At 70.9% G+C, this 19,440-nt stretch carries 17 protein-coding genes; 7 read left to right on the top strand and 10 right to left on the bottom strand.

Annotated elements, in window-relative coordinates; all coding sequences use genetic code 11:
* Positions 1–169: 169 nt before the first annotated feature.
* The 3 genes from ACFW9O_RS13960 to ACFW9O_RS13950 all read right to left on the bottom strand — a co-directional run bounded on the left by ACFW9O_RS13960 (position 170) and on the right by ACFW9O_RS13950 (position 2,404).
* Positions 170–604, bottom strand: a complete 435-nt coding sequence (locus tag ACFW9O_RS13960; RefSeq protein WP_384608805.1) for a hypothetical protein — start codon at positions 602–604, stop codon at positions 170–172.
* A 116-nt stretch (positions 605–720) separates the two neighbouring features.
* Positions 721–1,674, bottom strand: a complete 954-nt coding sequence (locus tag ACFW9O_RS13955) for a hypothetical protein (RefSeq protein ID WP_384608803.1) — start codon at positions 1,672–1,674, stop codon at positions 721–723.
* A 322-nt stretch (positions 1,675–1,996) separates the two neighbouring features.
* Positions 1,997–2,404, bottom strand: coding sequence for a DUF4259 domain-containing protein (locus tag ACFW9O_RS13950; protein WP_384608800.1), 408 nt, complete (start codon positions 2,402–2,404; stop codon positions 1,997–1,999).
* A 365-nt stretch (positions 2,405–2,769) separates the two neighbouring features.
* Here ACFW9O_RS13950 and istA point away from each other — a divergent pair, with 365 nt between their 5' ends.
* Positions 2,770–4,386: an IS21 family transposase gene (gene istA / locus ACFW9O_RS13945; protein ID WP_384608797.1), complete on the top strand. Its 1,617-nt coding sequence runs from the start codon at positions 2,770–2,772 to the stop codon at positions 4,384–4,386.
* 667 nt (positions 4,387–5,053) lie between these two features.
* On the opposite strand, the gene ACFW9O_RS13940 is transcribed toward istA, so the two are convergent.
* A complete protein-coding gene (locus tag ACFW9O_RS13940) occupies positions 5,054–5,632 on the bottom strand; it encodes a dienelactone hydrolase family protein (RefSeq protein WP_384608794.1) in 579 nt (192 codons plus the stop codon).
* A 373-nt stretch (positions 5,633–6,005) separates the two neighbouring features.
* On the opposite strand from ACFW9O_RS13940, the gene ACFW9O_RS13935 reads away from it, so the two are divergent.
* A complete protein-coding gene (locus ACFW9O_RS13935) occupies positions 6,006–6,650 on the top strand; it encodes a dihydrofolate reductase family protein (protein ID WP_384608791.1) in 645 nt (214 codons plus the stop codon).
* Between the two features lie 326 nt (positions 6,651–6,976).
* Here the strand turns inward: ACFW9O_RS13935 and ACFW9O_RS13930 are convergent, their stop codons facing one another.
* On the bottom strand, positions 6,977–7,711 hold the full coding sequence (locus ACFW9O_RS13930; protein WP_384608788.1) for an esterase/lipase family protein: 735 nt from the start codon (positions 7,709–7,711) through the stop codon (positions 6,977–6,979).
* A gap of 271 nt (positions 7,712–7,982) precedes the next feature.
* Between ACFW9O_RS13930 and ACFW9O_RS13925 the strand changes: the two genes are divergently transcribed.
* From ACFW9O_RS13925 to ACFW9O_RS13905, 5 genes are all read left to right on the top strand, one after another.
* On the top strand, positions 7,983–8,855 hold the full coding sequence (locus ACFW9O_RS13925; protein ID WP_384608785.1) for an oxygenase MpaB family protein: 873 nt from the start codon (positions 7,983–7,985) through the stop codon (positions 8,853–8,855).
* A gap of 270 nt (positions 8,856–9,125) precedes the next feature.
* Positions 9,126–10,265, top strand: a complete 1,140-nt coding sequence (locus ACFW9O_RS13920; RefSeq protein ID WP_384608782.1) for a polyprenyl synthetase family protein — start codon at positions 9,126–9,128, stop codon at positions 10,263–10,265.
* Positions 10,262–11,833, top strand: a complete 1,572-nt coding sequence (gene crtI / locus ACFW9O_RS13915) for a phytoene desaturase family protein (protein ID WP_384608778.1) — start codon at positions 10,262–10,264, stop codon at positions 11,831–11,833. The genes ACFW9O_RS13920 and crtI overlap by 4 nt, the downstream gene beginning before the upstream one ends.
* Positions 11,820–12,815: a phytoene/squalene synthase family protein gene (locus ACFW9O_RS13910; RefSeq protein ID WP_384608775.1), complete on the top strand. Its 996-nt coding sequence runs from the start codon at positions 11,820–11,822 to the stop codon at positions 12,813–12,815. Before crtI ends, ACFW9O_RS13910 begins: the two co-directional genes overlap by 14 nt.
* Positions 12,812–13,819, top strand: a complete 1,008-nt coding sequence (locus ACFW9O_RS13905; RefSeq protein ID WP_384608772.1) for a DUF5914 domain-containing protein — start codon at positions 12,812–12,814, stop codon at positions 13,817–13,819. The genes ACFW9O_RS13910 and ACFW9O_RS13905 overlap by 4 nt, the downstream gene beginning before the upstream one ends.
* A gap of 13 nt (positions 13,820–13,832) precedes the next feature.
* Here the strand turns inward: ACFW9O_RS13905 and ACFW9O_RS13900 are convergent, their stop codons facing one another.
* Genes ACFW9O_RS13900 through ACFW9O_RS13880 form a run of 5 tightly spaced genes read right to left on the bottom strand, consistent with a single transcriptional unit; the run spans position 13,833 to position 19,391 of the window.
* Entirely contained in the window at positions 13,833–15,386 is a 1,554-nt protein-coding gene (locus ACFW9O_RS13900) for an FAD-dependent oxidoreductase (RefSeq protein ID WP_384608769.1), read from the bottom strand.
* Entirely contained in the window at positions 15,383–16,114 is a 732-nt protein-coding gene (locus ACFW9O_RS13895; protein ID WP_384608766.1) for a class I SAM-dependent methyltransferase, read from the bottom strand. The genes ACFW9O_RS13900 and ACFW9O_RS13895 overlap by 4 nt, the downstream gene beginning before the upstream one ends.
* Entirely contained in the window at positions 16,111–17,334 is a 1,224-nt protein-coding gene (locus ACFW9O_RS13890; RefSeq protein ID WP_384608763.1) for a lycopene cyclase family protein, read from the bottom strand. Before ACFW9O_RS13890 ends, ACFW9O_RS13895 begins: the two co-directional genes overlap by 4 nt.
* Positions 17,331–18,083, bottom strand: a complete 753-nt coding sequence (locus tag ACFW9O_RS13885) for an SDR family NAD(P)-dependent oxidoreductase (protein WP_384608760.1) — start codon at positions 18,081–18,083, stop codon at positions 17,331–17,333. Before ACFW9O_RS13885 ends, ACFW9O_RS13890 begins: the two co-directional genes overlap by 4 nt.
* Positions 18,084–18,143: 60 nt before the next feature.
* Positions 18,144–19,391: an NAD(P)/FAD-dependent oxidoreductase gene (locus ACFW9O_RS13880; RefSeq protein ID WP_384608757.1), complete on the bottom strand. Its 1,248-nt coding sequence runs from the start codon at positions 19,389–19,391 to the stop codon at positions 18,144–18,146.
* Positions 19,392–19,440: the final 49 nt, after the last annotated feature.

Genomic DNA, 19,440 nt, shown 5'->3' with positions numbered 1-19,440 from the left:
CCTCGCGCATGACATTGGGTGATGCCAAACCCCACTGATGAAGCAGCCCACAGATCCACTTTGAGGACGAGCCGCACAGCGCTTATCGGAACCGTTGGCAATCTTCGAGCGCGGGCGGGCGGCGGGCCGCAGACGGCGTCCGTTGCGGTCCGGCTCCGTACGTGAACTCCTACGCGACCCAGCAGTAGACCTCTTGGCCCTGGCGTCGGGCGCTGCTGACGAGAGCGGCCAGATCACTCAGGATCACTTCGGCGATCTCCGTGTCGATGAACTCGCCGTCCTCTGCCCGCTGCGAGGACCATGCGACAGCGGCATCCTTCAACTCGGACCGGTCGGCCTCGGCGAGTGCGGCGGACAGGCGAGGCGAGATCGCGAAGACGACGCATCCGTCATGGTCCTGGCCACCGACGAGACGCGGCTCGCCGGCTTCGAAGAGTTCCTCGACGTTGCCTCCGGCAAGCAGTTGCTCCCACTCGACAACAGCCTCTTCGGGATCGAAGTTGCCGAAGGAGAGTGATGTGAATGCGCGTCGTGGCCCCGTCTGCAGGGCCAGCGCCGCTGACGCGTCATCCGGGGCGGCGAAGAACTCGACGATGATGCTCACCCCGGCATCATGCCGGACCGCCCAAGGCCGCGAAAAGCCGGACAGCTCCAACGCTGCCGACACAACGCGCCCATGGTGCCAGGCCGGGCTTGTTCGTTCGAGCAAGGTCAGGTCAGCTAGCCCGTAGCCGCCACCAGCCGTGCTCGGGCTGCGGCTCTCGCCTCGGTCGTCTCCAACGGGTCATCACGTAGTGCGGCGATCCGGCCCAGAGTCTCCGGGTTCGCGGGTGCCGAGGTGATCCCCAGCAGCCGCGTCGTTTCCTCACAGTCCCAGAGGGACTCGGTGTACACATGCTCCAGACCGTCCCGGTCGATGGCGGCGAGTGCCTCCAGGTACGCGGTCCGCTCGTACGAGTGCGGGGTGTGCAGCCAGAAGCGCCGCAGGTAGGGAGCCGCCCCGGCAGCGTCCGGGCCGAACCCGGCCAGGCGCCGGGCCGTCCGGTCGGGACCGCACCAGGCCCGCGCCGTCCACTGTTCGACGAGTTCTTGCACGAGTCCCGGCAATGCTTCTGGGCCGGGATGGTCGGCCATGACATCGGCACCCAGCTGCGCCAGCCACCCCTGGTCCTCCTGTACCCAGTCCTGCGCCGCCGGTAGGGCCAGGGTGCCCAGGCGCTCAACGGCCCGTCTGAGCAGGGGCAAGGGTCGGCGGCCGTTGGCCATGCCCAACGAGGGCACCAGCGGGATCAGCTCCACAGCAGGCTCCCGGGCATTGAGCGCGCGCAGCGCGTCGACCTTCGCGTTGCCTTCCGTGCGAGTGTCGGCGAGCAGGGCGAGGAGTTCTGCGGTGCTGAGACCGTTCAGCGACGGGCGCGGAACGAACGGACAGCTCTGGACCTCGATTCCGAACCGCGTCCACGGCTCGGAGCGCCACGGAAGTTCCGGCTCCGCGCCGATCCGGGCGCGTGCGATGTCACCAAGGTCTTCCCACCACTGCGACGGCCAGCTGGCTGACAGCGACTCGAGCACTCGGGCCCAGTGCTCGCCTTCTCGGACATACCTCAGAAGTCCGTCCCTGGCGTCGCCCGATCCGGCGAGAGCCAGCAGCACCAGCACCTCGCAGGCCCGCAAGCAAGCCTCCTCATCCCCCACCAGCATGTCCACGATCGGCAGGGAAGACAGGCCCAGATCACGGACCATTCGCGCCAGGTACAGAGACCGTGCATCCGACTGGTCGTCCCACCGCCAGTTGCGGCGGACCCCGTCGTACACGAACGGAGCAGATCCCTGCGGATCCCGGAGCGCTCGCACGGCACCCAGGCCACGCCCCCGTTGCAGCAGGCCCTCCAGGGAGTTGGGGAGGGCATATGACACCTCGCACGCTCACCCGGCACCCTGCCCGACCCGGGCCCGATCCGCCAGGCGATATCGGCCGGGTCCCATCGGGCCGGCCCTAGCTCAAGCCCTGCGGCCGGTGATGAAGGCGGGTGATGTCCTGGCGCCACTTCGGGCCGTTCGCAGCTTCGGCCCAGAGTTCGGCGAGTTCCGAGCGCTCGGAGACCACGTGGTCCAGAGCGTCGACGGCGAGCGTCCGAAGGTCTGCGGGCAGCTCCGGTAGCGGCTCTGACGGTCCGTAGTTCGAACAGGCCGGCTCGCCGTCAGGGTGTTGGGCGACGACCAGTGCGGCCGCGGCCACTGCGCGCTCGCCGTCGGAGGTGCAGAGGTGGTCCGCCGGGCCCGCGGCGCGTTTGAGTGCGCGGCAGATCATGGCTTCGCGTTCTGCCAATGCTGCGTCGTCCAGGTCACCCCCGAAATCGGCGGCGGTGTCATTGTCGAAGGGGCCGATGTCCCAGGTGCCCATGCCTCTCCTCACGCGACTGTGCGGGGATCGTCGCACCGTCCACCGACAGTGAGGTCATGAAGGTGTGCATGCTGGGCAGCACGCCGGCCCGGACCACCGCCGTTTGCTCAGGGAGCCGCTCGCCCCGGAGCAGGGTGAGCATCCAGCGCGGGCTTCGGGGTCTGCAACGCACCAGTCCTGGGTACGGAGTTCGGAGCGGAATCACTTTGCCCTTGGTCGTCTTGCTTTGTCGGTGAGTTACGAGAGCGCTGTAGCTCAGGGGCGAGAGCACCCTCTTCCACGGGAGAGTGATGTCGCCGAGTTTTGAGAGCGCCTGGCTGCTTGCCTCGGGACCATGGTTGTGCTCTGCACGACGAGGGGCCCAGGTGCCGCCGAAATCCAAGGTCGATCTGTACGCGGCGATCCGCCGTGATTCGCGTCAAGGCCTGTCGAGCCGTGCCCTTCAGCGGAAGTACGGTGTCGGGTTTCTAACGGTGCAGAAGGCGTTGTCGTCGGCCTGGTCCGAGCCGCGGAAGCCGCTTCCGCCGAGGGCGACCCGGCTGGATCCGTTCAAGCCGTTGATCGACAAGATATTGCGGGCGGACCTGGACGCGCCGCGCAAGCAGCGCCACACAGTGAAGCGGATCTTCGAGCGGCTGCTGGGTGAGCATGACGCGGGTGAGATCTCGTACCAGATGGTCCGCGGCTACGTTGCAACGCGCCGTGAGGAGATCCGGATCGAGGCCCGTCGGGGTGTGGTGGAGGCGTTCGTCCCGCAGACCCACAAGCCCGGAGCCGAGGCGGAGGTCGACTTCGGCGACGTGACCGTGCGGTTGGCCATCGAGCTGGTGACCTGCTACCTGTTCGCGTTCCGGCTGTCCTACTCGGGCAAGGCGGTGCACCGGATTTTCGCGTCGGCGGGGCAGGAGGCGTTCTTCGAGGGCCACGTCCACGCTCTCAACGTGCTGGGCGGAGTGCCGACCTCGAAGGTCCGCTACGACAACCTTAGGGCCGCCGTCGCCCAGGTGCTGAGCTTCTCCCGGCAGCGGGTCGAGGCCGAGAGGTGGACCGCGTTCCGCTCGCACTACGGCCTGCAAGCTCTCTACTGCCAGCCTGGAATCCGTGGGGCCCACGAGAAGGGCGGGGTCGAGGGGCAGATCGGCTGGTTCCGCCGAAACCACCTCGTCCCCGTCCCGGAAGTAGACACCCTCGCCGAGCTCAACGAGATGATCGAGAGGTGGGACGAGGCCGATGATGCCCGGCGGATCCGGTCCCGGGCCCGGACGATCGGCGAGTACTTCGCGGCCGAGCGGCCGCTTCCGGAGCCGCTGCCGGACGAGCCGTACGAGACGGGGCGGCTCTTCACCCTGCGGGTCGACCGCTACAGCCAGATCAGCGTCCGCACCAACCGCTACTCGGTGCCGGTCCGGCTGATCGGCAGGACAGTCCGCGCGATGCTGCACGCCTCCGAACTGGTGGTCTACGACGGCCGTGAGGAAGTCGCCCGGCACGAGCGGCTGATCGCCAAAGGCAGCTGCCGCCTCGACCTGGACCACTATCTGGAGGCGCTCGTGCGCAAGCCCGGCGCCCTGCCGGGAGCGACCGCGCTCGACCAGGCCCGTTCCGCAGGCAGGTTCACCCCGGTCCACGACGCCTGGTGGGCTGCGGCCGTCAAGGCACACGGCGAGCGGGATGGCACCCGCGCGCTGATCGAGGTTCTCCTGCTTGGCCGCCACCTGCCCCACGAACACCTGGTCACCGGCCTCGCAGCGGCCCTGAAGACGGACGCGCTCACCGCGGACGCCGTCGCGCTGGAAGCCCGCAAGGCGGCTGAGGAGGACAGTCATGCCCTCGCGGAACCCGTGCCGCCCACGGTCGACCGGTCAAACGTCACGTCCCTGACCTCACGCCGCCTGGCCCACCTGCCACCCGACAAGCTGCCGCTTCCCTCGGTCGCCCACTACGACCAGCCCGCCCGCGCCGAGCAAGCGGCCGCTGGCTGACTCAGGGGCCTAACCACTGTCGCGCAGCCCCCTCTTGAGGCCGTCCGAGACAATGGTCTATCGTCAGGACACTTTTCTTCTGACCATCCGGAAGTCTTATGCCTCGCCGTTCACCAGGCGAGATCAGGGCCGAACAGTCCTCGCGCAGTGCAGCCGGCACCAGGCAAGTCATCACTGGCTTGTCCGCTGCGACAAATCGACAGATCGCGCAGTTCGAGGCGCGATACCGGCTGCCCCCGGGGGCTGTCGCCTGCGCCTTCCGGGCATGGGCCTTGGCGCTTCACGAGTGGCCAGACCATGGATCCAACCGTGGACACGGAACCACGTGCTGGAGAGACATGCATGCCCGAACGCTTCTAGAAGGGGCAGCCGCATCCATGGGTCGGAAGGCGCGTCGCGAGCTCCTCACGACGGTCGCCCCTCTGGATGACCGATTCTTGGCGCGGACACTGCAAGATCCCTTCGCGCCTGCCTTCGAGCCTTGGTGGAAGCGCCGGCTCAGATGACTGAGACTTCCCGGCGAGGCCCGACAGCACCGGTGACCTCAGGTGCTGCTACTTCTCATCGACATTTACAGCCTCTCAGAGCCGGGACCGCTGCTGAAATCCGTCAACATCTGCTCTTCCTTCTCGCCTACGGAGCCAGTCGTCCACGCTGAAATGCCGGGCTACTTGATGCGGTCGAGGAAGGCCAGCACACGATGGGTGGCCTGCGTTGCGGCGTGTTCGTCGTACGACGGCAGGCTGCTGTCGGTGAACAGGTGCTTGTCGCCGGGGTAGAGGAACAGTTCGGCATCCGCGCCTGTCCCGACGAGCGCCCGGGCCGCGTCGACATCGCCCTCACCGGCGAAGAACGGATCCGCGTCCATGCCGTGGACCTGGACCGGAACACCATGGGGCCAGGTGCCTCCGAACTCCGCGACCGGGACGCATGCCTCCAGCAGCAGCGCGCCCCTTGCCCCGGGGCGGGTCTGGGCCAACTTCTGCGCGGGCAGGACGCCGAGCGAAAACCCGAGGTAGACGAGTTCCGAAGCCAACCCCTCGGCAGCGGCGGTTCCGCGCGCGACAACCGTGCCGAACCCGACGGCCTCGGCGTAGCCCAGGCCCTCCTCGAGGGTGTCGAATACCTGCCCCTCGAACAGGTCCGGGACGTGAACCGAGTGTCCGGCCCGTCGCAGCTGCTCGGCGAACTCACGGACGCCGACGGTCAGCCCGTACCCGTGGTGGAAAACCAGCACCTCAGTCATGCCGCTCCCTCGTCCTGCGGTGCCCGGGCGGCGCCGCAGCACGAGTATGGACCGGGCCACTGACATCTGCGGATCGCAGCCCGATCGATCAGATCGTTGAAACCGGATCGGTGAGATGGGGCTCCGAGGTCGGCGACGTTGGCCGACTCCTGCCCGGGGCCGGACGGCTGTGATCCGAGACGCGATCAAGCCCACGCTTGTCGATGAGTGCGACCGGGCGAGTCCAGGATGCGCTGTCCCCGAACCATTCCTCACCGACCTCGTGGACCATTCCGCCGGACCAGATGAGACCCGGTTCCGTCGTGGCGATGAGTCTGTGGGCATCCGCAGGTCTATCTCTTAGGGGAGACAACCGACTCATCGGGAGTAAGTCATGGGCTCCATCCACATCGAACTGTTCGCGACCCTCGACCTTGTCGGGCAGGCGCCCGGCGGCCCCGACGAGGACCCGGTGGGGTTCCAGTTCGGTGGCTGGCAGGCGCCCCTGCTGGACGAGGTCGCCGGGGCGCAGGTCGGTGCCGCGTACGAGGGCACGGACGCCCTCCTGCTCGGCCGGCGGACGTACGAGATCTTCGCCGCCTACTGGCCTCACCAGGAGGGCGGCGAGGACAACGAGATCGCCACGCTCTTCAACAGTGTCCCGAAGTATGTGGCCTCTCGCGGCAGGCCCGACCTCTCGTGGGCCGGGTCCACGCAGCTCGGCCCGGACCTCGCCGAATCGGTGCGCGAGATCCGTGACCGGCACGAGCACGTGAAGGTCGTCGGAAGCCTCGACCTCGTGCAGACCCTGCTGCGCGAAAGGCTCTTCGACCGTCTCGACCTCTGGCTGCATCCGATTGTGCTCGGCGTCGGGAAGAAGGTGTTCGAGGATGGTGCGGTGCCCACGAACGTCACGCTCCTCGCACCTCCGGCAGCCGGGCCGAAGGGCGTCGTGTACCTGCGCTACGGGCTCGCCGACGGCACGCCCGCGACGGGGGACATGAGCGCACCCGATCGCGGTGTCGGAAGCGACGGCTGACGCCACCCTGGGCGCTGCGACTGAGGATCGTGGCCGGTCGGCGAGTTCTCATGTGGCCGGCCGCCACCGGCACGGCCGCCCGGTTGCGGGGCTGCCGAGCGTGCTGCGGCCGAGCTCGCCGAGATCGACGCGGAGATCGCCGGTCCGACCACAGTCCGTGGCGCCCTGGCCACGGCCGTCAAGACAGGCTGCGACGACCCGACCGTCTGTGCCCGGACCCTGCTGCTGACCTGTACCCCAGCACACCAGAAAGGGACCTCGCCGACACTCCTTGCCCCCGGCGTCTGTGGTGCCGGGGACAAGAAGTTTCCGGCTCGTGCGGCAGGTCAGGAAGCCACGAAGCGAGCGATCTGGCCCAGCACGACGGTGTCCGCCAGGAACCCGATGTGGGTCTGGCAGGCCACGTTGTTGTTCGTCGCGCCGCTCAGCCGCGTGCTGGTGTACGGGAGGATGATGCCGTCGCACGCCGAGTACCAGCTCGCGTACCTGGTGTCACCCGGTGTCTCGTCGCCCGCCGTGATCTGGGAGATGAACGAGGAGCCCGGGTACATCTGCTGGCAGGTCGTGTAGATCAGACAGGCGCCGGCGTACGTGGTCCCGTGGTTCGCGCCCGCGATCGAGGCGAGGTGGCTGACGCTGGTGTTGCCGCCCAGCACCTTCAGGTAGTACTGGCTGACGAGGCCGCCCATCGAGTGGTTGACGATCGCGACCTTGCTCGCTCCGGTCCGGGACTTCACGTTGTTGACGAAAGAGGCCAGGCCCTGAGCGTTACTGACGTTGTTGCCGTAGGAGTTGTACTCGTAGGCGAAGAGCTTGGAACTGGACCAGCCGTTGAGCTGGAAGACGCTCAGGGCGGTGGCCCAGTTGGAGGCGTTGCCGGTGTACCCGTGGACGAAGACGACCGGGGTGCTGGTCGAGAGCGGCTGAGCGGCGGCCGGTGCTGCCGCAGGGGCGGTCGCTGTCTGGGCCGCGCCGGCCGTCGACGCCGAGGACAGCACGGTGAACGCGACCAGGGCGGACGCGAGAACGCCAAGAAGCCGGCGGGGTGAACGACGACGCATGGAGCACTCCTGATGGGGATGCGGGGATAGGGTGCCTGACCCGACAAGAGTCGGGGTGCGTGGCACTGGCGCCATCGGCGAAATCACCGGCGTTCACCGATGGTGCCGGGCAGTCCGAACGCCTGGTGGGGGTTACGCGGCCGCGTGGACCCCACCTGAGGCGGACGACCCGCCGGTGGTTGCCGAGCCGGGATTCCGCTCTCCGGGCGCATCCCGCCGGGGCAGCCCTCGCTTCTCCCACCCCGGGCGTCCGTGAGCGCATACTGGCCTCATGGACGCGTCCACGGGTGGAGTACCCCGCCTGCGGGAGCGGCTGGGCAGCGCCGTCTTCGCCCGGGTCGCGGGTCCCGAAGGTCCGGAGAACCGTGCCCGCATACACGGAACACCCGGCCCGCGCTGGTTCGGTGCCCACCGGCCGATTCGCATCGTCCACGGCGATGCGTCCATGTTCATCGGTGGACTCCGGGCACTCCTGCTCCAGTCACTGCACCCGTTGGCCATGGCTGCCGTGGAGGCCCATTCCGGTTACCGCGGCGATCCCTGGGGACGGCTCCAGCGCACCAGTACCTTTCTCGCCGTCACCACGTACGGGACAGCGGAACACGCACAGCAGGCGGTCGAGCGGGTGCGGGCCGTCCATGGCCGGGTGCATGGAACGACTCCGTCCGGAGAGCCTTACGACGCCGCCGACCCGCACCTTCTCGGCTGGGTGCATGTGGCCGAGGTCGACAGCTTCCTGCTCGCCCACCAGCGCTACGGAGCCGAACCGCTCGACGCCGCCGGGTACGACGGCTACATCGCCGACACGGCACGAGTGGCGGAAGCGCTCGGTGTCACCGATCCTCCGCTCGATCGGAAGGAACTCGCCGTCGAGCTCGCGGCATATCGCGGTGAACTGCGTCCGACGGAGGAGGCGCGCGAGGCAGCACGCTTCATCCTGCTGCACCCGCCGCTGCCCTGGGCCGCCCGCGTCCCCTACGCGGTTCTCGCCGCGAACGCCGTCGCCGCCCTCCCCCGGTGGGCCCGCGACTCGCTGGAGCTACCTCGGCTGCCCGGCATCGCCGAAGCCGGTGTGACCCCGACCGGGCGTGCGCTGACCGCCGTAATTCGCTGGGCCATGGCTCCACCGCGTCGGCCGTTGTGATCGGTCAGCAGCGCCCCGCGCTGCCGCTGGACGCCTGACCGACGCCCCCGGACCGCCGCACGCCGCCTGTTCACGGTGCACCCCGGCGTCGAGGCGCCGTCCCCACCTCTGCGGGTGGGCGCCTGCCGCCGTGACACCCGTTCGGCTGGGCCGGTCGGGTGAGCGTCATCCGGACATCCCGTCAACCGGGCAGGCATCAGCGCATCCACACAGAAACACTCGCCAGAAGCACGGGTGTGCAGGTGACCGAGAGTGAGTAGGGGTTGTTGCATGCTGGGACTACGGCCCACCGCGGCCGGACCGATCGGTCCCGTCGACGGTCCGCTGACAGCCCCCGACGCCGTCCAGGCCCTCGAGACGGAACTCGAGCACGTCCTCGACGCAAGCCTGCGCCGGGCCCGCGATGTGGATCCGGTATTCGCCCGTGACGTCGCCGACCGTGTCGCAGCGTTCGTCCGGCGCGGCGGGAAGCGGCTGCGTACGGCGTTCGCGTGGTGCGGGTGGCGGGCGGCAGGTGGCTCGGGTGACGCCTCGGCGGTACTGCGCACGGGTGCCGCGCTCGAACTGGTCCAGGCATGCGCTCTCGTGCACGACGACGTGATGGACGGATCGCCGCTGCGCCGAGGCGCGCCGGCGATGCACGTCGACCTCGCCCGTCTGCACCGGGAGGCGCGGATGACGGGCACGCCCGAAGCGTTCGCGACCGCCGCCGCCGTGCTCGCCGGCGATCTGGCGCTGGTCTGGGCCGACGACCTGCTGACGGAGACCGCGCTCGGCTCGCCGCACGGCCCACGGCTGTACCGCGAGTGGCGCGCGATGCGCGCCGAGATGGTCGCCGGGCAGTACCGGGACATCCACGCGCAGGCGGCCGGGTCGTGCGGTCTCGACGAGGCGGTCACCATCGCCACGCTCAAGAGCGCCCTGTACACGGTCGAGCGCCCCCTGGCGCTCGGCGCGTCCCTGGCCGACGCCGACGAGCACACCGTGGACGCGCTGCGCTCGGCCGGACGGTGCGCGGGGCTTGCCTTCCAACTCCGCGACGACCTCCTCGGTGCATTCGGCGATCCGGCGCTGACGGGCAAGCCGGCCGGTGACGATCTGCGGACGCACAAGCTGACCTACCTTCTCGCCATGGGCCTCAGGCTCGCCGAGTCCTCCGGCGACGAGGAGGCCGCCGCCGCGCTCGCCATCGGAGCGGTCTCGCGGTCGGACGACGCCGTGGAACGGATGCGGGCCGCGTTGGAGCGGAACGGGGCCCGGGACGTCGTGGAGTCCAGGATCGCGGAGCTGGCGGCCACGAGCCTGCGGCACTTCACGACAACCGGCGCGGACCTGGCCGTGCGGCGGGAGTTCACGGCGCTGGTCGAACGGGCCTCGGGGGTCACCCTCGACGCCGGGGAGGCGGCGTGAGGACCGTACCGGGTCCGACGGACCATGTCGTCGTCGTGGGCGCCGGGCTTTCCGGTCTCGCCTGTGCCCTCCATCTGCTGGGCGCCGGCCGAAGAGTGACCGTGGTCGAACGGGACGGCGGCCCGGGCGGCCGGGCCGGCCGCGTACGCCTCGGCGGCTACGAGGTGGACACCGGCCCCACGGTGCTGACCATGCCGCACCTGGCGGACGAAGCCTTCGCCGCCGTCGGCGACAGCCTCGCCGGGCACGTCGAGCTGGTGGCGCTGCACCCGGCCTACCGGGCGTGCTTCGCGGACGGAACGTCACTCGACGTCCACACCGACGGCGAGGCGATGGAAGAGGAGGTCCGGCGATTCGCAGGACCGTCCGAAGCGGCCGGCTACCGCGGGCTGCGGGACTGGCTGGAGCGGCTGTACCGGGTCCAGATGCGACGGTTCATCGACACGAACTTCGACTCGCCCTTTCAGCTCCTGCACCCGGACCTCGCCCGTCTGGCGGCGCTGGGGGGCTTCGGACGGCTGGACAGGCGCATCGGCCGTTTCCTCTCCGACACCCGCCTGCGTCGTGTGTTCTCCTTCCAGTCCCTGTACGCCGGAGTCGCTCCGGCCAGGGCACTCGCGGCTTATGCGGTGATCGCCTACATGGACACCGTGGCCGGCGTCTGGTTCCCCAAGGGCGGGATGCACGCGCTGCCCCGCGGCATGGCGAACGCGGCGGCCGGCGCGGGTGCCGACTTCCGCTGGTCGGCCGAGGCGACGAAACTGGAACGCTCGGCCGGCCGGGTACGTGCCGTACGTCTGGCCTCGGGCGAACGGATCGCCTGCGACGCGGTCGTGCTGACCTGTGAGCTGCCCGCCGCGCACGGTCTGCTGGGGCGCGCCCCCCGGCGTCCGGTACGGCTTCGTCACTCGCCGTCCGCGGTGGTCCTGCACGCAGGGACCGACCGTACCTGGCCCGGACTCGCCCACCACACCCTCTCGTTCGGCGGGGCCTGGGAGCGCACCTTCGAAGAACTGACCCGTTCGGGGCAGCTGATGAGCGACCCGTCCCTGCTGATCACCCGGCCGACGGCGCACGACCCTTCCTTGGCGCCGCCGGGCAGGCATCTCCACTACGTGCTGGCGCCCTGTCCGAACACCGACGTCGGCCCCTCCCCCGCGGCCTGGCAGGACCTGGGACCGCGCTACCGCGACGACCTGGTCGCCGAGCTGGAGCGGCGTGGCCTGAACGGGTTCACGGACAGCGTCCAGGAGGAGCTGCTGGTGACGCCGCTGGACTGGGCTGCGCAAGGGCATGCGGCGGGCAGCCCGTTCTCCGTGTCCCACACCTTCGCCCAGACCGGCCCGTTCCGCCCGCGCAACCTCGTACGCGGCCTCGAGAACGTCGTGTTGAGCGGCTGCGGGACGACCCCCGGTGTCGGCGTGCCGACGGTTCTCCTCAGCGGCAAACTCGCCGCCGCGCGTGTCACCGGCGGCGTCCGCGGCGGCCCCCTCCGTACCCGACCGGCATCGCGGGTCACGCGTGTGGCGGCGGCCCCGACCGAGGAGGACGCCCATGACCCGTCGTGAACTGGACGCCGCCGGGATCACCGGCCCCGCCCTGCGCGCCGCCTACACCCGATGCCGGCGGCTCAACGCCCGCCACGGCCGGACCTACTTCCTGGCCACCCGCCTACTCCCGGTGGAACGCCGCTCCGCCGTGCACGCGCTGTACGGCTTCGCCCGCTGGGCGGACGACATCGTGGACGACCTCGACCGGCCCCGGACGCCTGAGGAGCGGGACGAACAGCTGCGACGCCTGGAGAGCGACCTCGCACTCGGGCTGCTCACCGGCGGCGGGGACGAGCCCGTTGTCCGGGCCGTGGCCGACACCGCGGACCGTTACGGCATCGACCACACGCTGTTCACCGACTTCCTGGCCTCGATGCGCAGCGACCTGCACGTCACGGACTATCCGACCTACGCCGATCTGAGGGACTACATGCACGGATCGGCCGCGGTGATCGGACTGCAGATGCTGCCCGTGCTCGGCACGGTCACTCCGCGCGAGGAGGCTGAGCCGCACGCCGCGGCCCTCGGCGTGGCCTTTCAGCTCACCAACTTCCTGCGTGACGTCGGCGAAGACCTGGACCGGGGCCGGGTGTACCTGCCGACGGACCTGCTCACCGCCCACGGCGTGGACGGGGGTCTGCTGGAGTGGAGCCGCCGCACGGGGCGCGGCGACCCGCGGATCCGTGCGGCGCTCGTCGCCGCCGAGGCCATGACCAGGGACGTGTACCGGTCGGCGGAACCGGGCATCGCCATGCTCGACCCGCGGGTGCGCCCCTGCATCCGCACCGCGTTCACGCTGTACAGCGGCATCCTCGACGCGATCGCGGACCAGGGGTACACGGTGCTGCACCGCCGTGCGGTGGTGTCGCGCGGGCGCCGTGCCGCCACGGCCGCCGCGGGAGTCGTGCACATCGCGGGCGCGCGGTGGCGCGCCCGGACCGCGCGACGGGCGCTCCGGGCGGGTGGCACGGCGCTACGGGTGAAAGGACCGGTGCGGTGAGCGACCGAGCGGACCGGACCGGTTGGACACCGCCTCTGCGGCGACGCCGCCGGTCGAGCTGGGCGACACAGACACCGACGTGGCGTCAGGCACGCCCGGCGCTCATCGCCGACGCGCTCGAGCGGGCTTCCGCCCGTCCCTCCGGCAACTGGTTCGTCGTCGGGGCCTCCCGGGATGTGCGCGTCGGTGGCCGCCCCTGCGGCAGAACGGTGGGCGGCGTCGAGGTCGTACTGTGGCGGTCCGACACGGGTGAGCTCCACGCGGGGCCCGGCGCCTGTCCGCACCTCGGTGCCCCCCTGCGCGACAGCCGGGTGGTGTGCGGCACCCTGGTGTGCCATTGGCACGGACTGGCCCTGGACGGTGGGTCGTTCGCCGGCTGGGATCCGTACCCGGTCCATGACGACGGGATTCTGGTGTGGGTCCGGCTGGACGCCGTCGGGGGCGAGGAGCCCTCGGAGCGTCCGGTGGTGCCGGTCCGGCCGGCGGCGGGCAGTGGGGTGGATGCCGTGTTCACTGTGGTGGGGCGGTGCGAACCGCAGGACGTGGTCGCCAACCGGCTCGACCCGTGGCACGGTTCGTGGTTCCATCCGTACTCGTTCGTCGACCTGACCGTGGACCGGGAACCGCGGGGCGGGGATGACGACGCCTTTGTCGTCGACGTGTCCTTCCGCGTGACGGGAAGTCTGGTGGTCCCGGTCCGGGCGGAGTTCACCGCGCCCGGTCCGCGCACGGTCGTCATGCGCATCACCGGGGGCGAGGGTGCCACGTCCGTGGTGGAGACCCATGCCACGCCGCTGTCCCGCAAAGCGGCCGGAAGGCCGCGGACCGCGGTGATCGAGGCGGTCGTCGCCGCCTCGGACCGGCGGGGTTTCGCACTGGCACGGGCAGCCGCGCCGGCGCTGCGGCCACTGATGCGCCGTACGTCGGGCCGGCTGTGGCGCGACGACCTGGCGTACGCGGAGCGGCGCTGGAGTCTGCGCAGCAGCGGACGGTTCCCGGGCTGACGGCAGGGGAGAGTCAGCGCGTACCGACCGTGCCGAGGGCTCGCAGCAGAGGTGAACGGCCCGCCCGGGGAACCGTCCACAGGGTCTGTCCCCGGACGCCCCAGCCGGCGAGCAGGACGCCTGCTGCCAGGAATCCGGTGGTGGCGGCGCGTTCCATCAGAGCCACGGGAAGATCGCAACGGATCGCGTCACCGGCCAGCGTCACCTGGGGGTGGGGCGTCGACACGGTGGGCCGCCGGGAGTACGAGCCGACGGTGAAGAGGGGGCAGTCGGAGTGCCATGCGTGCCGTGCGTCCACGACCCGCGCCTGCCGTGTCTCCGGGTAGACCCGGTGCAGGCTGTCGACGAGGCGGTTCTGCACCGTCTCCGGTTTCGCTCCGGCGGCGACCGCGTAGGCGTGCAGCTCCACCACGGAGCCGCCGGTGCGCGCCGCCCAGCGGGCGGCCTCACCCTCGTAGCGTTCCAGGATGCTGATGTTGTCGAGGCCGTCGTATCCGCTGGTGCCGAGGAACCCGGCACGGTCGGAGCGGACCGGTCGGTCCAGCCAGAGCCGGGAGACGAGGTACGGAGGGGCGGTGCGCAGGGCGGCGATGTCGTCGCGCCAGAGGGGGGTGCCGAGACCGGGGGACGCAGCGACAACCCCGCGCAGTGCCCCGGGATCGAGGGCGAGTACCACCGCGTCGTGCCTGTCCGCGGCGGCATCGGTCCGCACGTCCACTCCCCCGCCCTCGCACGGGTTGACACCGCGCACCGGTGTGCCGGTGCGCACATCCGCCCCGAGGCGCTGGAGGTAGTCGCCCAGCGGCTCCCACAGTGCCTGGGGGAAGGGCTCGTTCGGCACGTCGAACAGCAGGCCCTCGGAGGAACCGAGGAAGTAGATGTGGAACATCAGCAGCAGTTCCGCCGCGGACAGTTCACGTGGATCGGCGAAGAAGCTGCGTGAGAACACCTCGAATGCCAGGTGGTGCGCGGCTTCGGGAAAGCGGACGCGTTCCAGGAAGCGCGTCGCGCTGACCGAATCGAAGCGTTCGTAGACCTCGGGCACGCGGACGTCGAGGAGTGGCAGCGCAGCCCGGGCGTCCATGGCGGCGAGATCGCGCCAGCCGAAGGTGGGGCTCAGGGCGACGAACCCGAGCGCGCTGAGCGGGGGGGTACGGGGGATGCGGGCGAAGCTGTCGATCAGCCCGCCGCTGTGGCGCAGCGGGTAGTCGGGCAGCGGACGGAGGCGGTCGAGTCCGGGATCGGTCCGCCGCAGCAATCCACGCAGGTTGTAGTACTGACGGAAGAAGGCGTGGAAACCGCGGCTCATGGTCACCTCGGAGCCGTCCGTGAGGCTGGTGCGCCAACCCGCGAGACGGCCACCGAGCCCCTCCTCCCGTTCGTAGAGGGTGACGCGGGCGCCTCGTTCGGCGAGCAGGGTGGCTGCGGCGAGACCTGCGATGCCTCCGCCGATCACGGCGACGCCGGGAGCGTCCGCACGTTCGAAGCCGTCCCGCCCGGGGACGGGCAGGAGCATTTCGGCCTTACGGTCCCGGCCTCGCCGGGCGGCGCGCTGCGGAACGCTCATCGGGCGTACTCCGCTGTCGCGGGGGCACCGTTGCGGGCGAGGAAGGTGTGCACGATGCCGGTCTGCCATCCCGCGACGGGGGCGGCGCGCACGCCCGTGAATCCGGCGGCCGCGAGACGGGCGGTGAAGGCGGGCGCGGTGTCGAAGTCGAGAACGCTTCGCCACAGGTACCGGTACAGGGCGCGGTCGCCGCTGAGCGTGCCCGCGGGAATGATCACCCCTTGGCACACGGCCGTCCACAGGGCTCGGTGGGCGGCCGAGCCGCTGAGGCTGTACTCGTGAACGGCGAGCCGGCCGCCCGGTCGCAGCAGGGACCGGACTGCCGTCAGGACGCCGTCCGGGTCGGCGACGTTGCGGAACAGGTAGGCGGCGAATACCGCGTCGTAGGTTCGCTCACCGTGCGAGGCCACTTCTTCGGCGGTCCGGTGCTCGAACTGCACCCGGGCCGGCCACGGCTTCGCCATGGCGCGCCCCAGCATCCCCGACGAGGCGTCGACGGCCGTGATCCGGGCACGGGGCGCGGCCCGCAGGAGGGCACGGGTGGAGGCACCCGTGCCGCAGCCGAGGTCGAGGACGTGCAGGCCTTCCCCGGCGCGGGGCAGCCGGAGCCGTCGGGCCGAGCGCAGGAGATCGGTGCGGTATCCGGGGTTGAGGGCCGTGAGGAGGTCGTAGGTGTGCGACGCGTGGTCGAAGGCGCGTGCCAGGTCGTGGTCCCGCAGCAGGGTCATCGGTGGTTGCCTCCGGATCGGGGGGCGGGGTGGGAACGGCGGCGTAGGAAGGGAAGTTCGACGGCCGTTCGGAGCATGGGGCCGATGGGGGTGCGCATGCCGATGCCCCATTCCTCCCAGGGCGAGGTGGCGCCGTCGAGGAAACGCAGCAGCCGTTCCGGCGGGATGCGGCGGAACAGGCCGGTGAAGAAGTCGGGGCCGTCGATCCGTCCGGTGTCCAGGGCCCGCAGCAGTACCGCGTCCATGGCCAGGGCGCGCCGCCCGTGGGGCGGTGGCACGATGGCTCGTCCGTCGTGGAGGGCTTCGGCGACGGCGCGGCTCTGCCGCTGGACAGCGGCGAAGGTGTATCCGGTCGCCGGGCGGGTGGCGCCGCCCGCGGTCCCGATCCGGAAGACAGCGGGCCCGACCCGGCGGGCGAAGCGGCCGTCCGTCATGGGGATGACGCCCTGTTCCGCCGATTCCACGGTGAACGCACCGAGTTTCAGGATGTCGCGGCTGTAGTGGGCCAGCGCCGTCTCGTACGCGGATGTGGTCAGCGGAGTCCGGGAGAACTCGGTGTACTCGACGAGGGCCCGGTCCGGCGCCAGGGGCAGTACGTAGCCGAAGGCGAGCCCGTGGACCGACTGGGGCACACGGAAGTCCATCAGGTCGGCGACCGTGGGGTCGAACCGGTCCGCGTCCGTGTGCACGAGCCATCCGCGGAAGTGCTGCATCAGTTGTGTGCGGGCCGGTGGCAGGGCGCGCCGCGGGCGGGAGTCGAACACGTGGCGGGCACGAAGTGTGAGCGTCCGGCCGTCCGCCGCCGTGCAGCGGACCTCCGCGCCGTCGCGTGTGTTGCGTACCGTGTCGGCCGTCGCGCGCAGGAGGCGTCCTCCGGGGGACAGCGCCAGCCGGGAGTGCACGAGCCGCTCGAAGGCCGTGGACCGGAGCATGTGGTAGCGCAGCGGGGACGGGTCGACGGTGACCTCGCTGCCGTCGGTGGCGTGGATCCGCAGCCGGGACCAGGAGGCGGTGATGGCTTCGCCGAGGTCGCCGGTTCCCCGGTCCCAGTAGCACCAGGTCCGTTCGGGCGGTCGTCGTGGGCCGTCCGGTGCTTCCACCAGGGTCACGGTGGGGGCACCCAGCGCCGTCAGGCGATGCGCGAGGCTGAGCCCGGACGCGCCGCCACCGACGATGACCACATCGGACGTCCCGGCCGAGGGGTCGGAAAGTCCGCTCATCGGGCACGCCGTTCGATGACGGGCGTTCCGTCCGGGGTCGTGCGCAGCAGCTCGGCATCCGCCTCCATCGCGTCGGCGACCGCACCGACGACCTGGTGCGGGTCGCCTCCCGGCGGCATCGCAGGGGCGGTGCCCGCGACCGCCCGGTCGGCGAAGCCGGTGTCCAGGTGTCCGGGCCGGACCTCCAGGACACGGATTCCGGAGGCCCGTGCCTCGCGGCGCGCGGCGCCGAGCCAGGCACTCAATGCGGCCTTGGAAGCGCTGTAGTCGGCCATCCCCGGCTGCGGGCGTTCCGCCACCACGCCGGTGAAGGCGACGATCACCGAACCGGGAGACATGATGCCGAGCGCGGCACGGAAGAACGCGGCGGGCGCGAGGACGTTGACGGCCGTCAGATACTCCGCGACCTCGTCACCGACCTCCGTCGCCCGGCCGAAGGCCACCGTCCCGAAAGCCGTCACGACCGCGTCCAGTCCCCCCAGGCCGGCGACCGCGCCGTGTACGGCCCGGGCGCAGGAGGCGGGGTCGTACGCGTCGAACAGGAGGGTCGGAGCGCCCGGATGTGCCGTGGCGGCCCGGGCGAGGCGGGCGGGGTCCCGGCCTGCGAGCGCCGGGTGTGCTCCCCGGCCGGCCAGCTCGGTGGTGAGGGCACCACCGAGGACGCCGGTAGCACCGGCCACCAGCACGCGCGCGCCGTCAAGGTTCACGTCCCACTCCCGTTCGCCGGTCCGGGCAGGCTGCTTCCGCACCGCCTTGTCTGTTCTGTGGGCCGGCCTGCGGTGGGTGCGGCGGACGCGGTCCGGCCGGATTCAAAGACGCACCAGATCGCTCATCACCTCCCGGGCGGCCCGCGTGCCCGACGCCATGGCACCCTGCACGGAACCGGTCGCACGATGGTCGCCGCAGACGTACCTGCCCGGGCCGAAACGCGTGGTGCGGCTCAGCGGCCAGGGCGGCTCCATGACCGGCAGAGCGCCCTCTACCGTGTACACCCCGACCTGCTGCCAGCCACTCGTGTCGGTGCCGTACAGCTCGGCAAGCCGCCGGAGCACCGCACTGTCCGTGCCGGGTCGGTCGCGGCCCAGCACGGAGCTGGAGATCAGCGCGGTGCCGGGCGGCGCGTACGTGGGCGCGACCTCGGTGAGTACGCAGGTGTTCAGCAGCGCTCCGGAGCTGTCCACCACCAGGGTCGGCTCAGCCAGCGGTGTTCGTCCGGCCGCGTGGTAATACGTGGTGACCGTACGGCCGTCCGGCACGGCCGAACCCGGCATCAGACGGGCCGCGGAGACGGCGTCCGTCGCCACGACGACGGACGTGGCCGACAGCTCGCGTCCGTCCGCCAGGAGCACCCCTGATGCGGTGACCTCGGCGACGGGTGACTCCAGCCGCAGGACGCCGTCGGGCAGGCCGCGGGCCAGCTGGGCAGGCACGGCACCGATGCCGTCCGCGGGCAGACAGAGCGTTCCTCTGACCATGCTCCGCCAGACCAGGTGGAAGAAGCGGGCGGAGGTCTCCAGCCTGTCCTCCAGGAACACACCGGCCAGGAAGGGCCGCAGGATCTCCGTGACCGCCTCGTCCGACAGCCCGGCACGAGACAGGGTCGCGGCGGTGGAGCGGTCCGGACGTCGTTTGAGGGGACCGACGGGGAGGACGGCGTCCCGCACGGTAAGGGCAGCCATGGCTGCCAGGTCCCGGGCCGACAGAGCCCGCCCGGGCAACAGCGCGCCCGCCCTCCTCGGCTGCCGGGTCGGATCGGCGAGGCGGACAGGCCCTTTCGACGTGTGCGCGATGAACCCCGGAATGAACGGCCTCAGCCGCAGGCCGGGCAGGTCCAGGCGCCGCTTCACCTGGGGATAGGACGTGTTGAACACCTGGAATCCGCGGTCCAGCAGGAACCCGTCCCGCCGGTCCGTGCGCATCCGGCCGCCCACCCCGTCGGACGACTCCAGCAACGCCACCTGTTGACCGGAGCGGCACAGATCCAGGGCACAGGCCAGGCCGGCCAAGCCCGCGCCGACCACGACGGTGAGCGGAGAGCGACGATGTCGAGCGGTCATGACCTCTTCCTTCGACGCGAACCTCTGTCCGTCACGAGTTGAGTTCCGT

This window comes from Streptomyces sp. NPDC059499, from assembly GCF_042749285.1.
Taxonomy (GTDB): domain Bacteria; phylum Actinomycetota; class Actinomycetes; order Streptomycetales; family Streptomycetaceae; genus Streptomyces.
The sequence above is the reverse complement of the archived record's forward strand: the minus strand, read 5'-3'. Positions and strand labels throughout refer to the sequence as shown.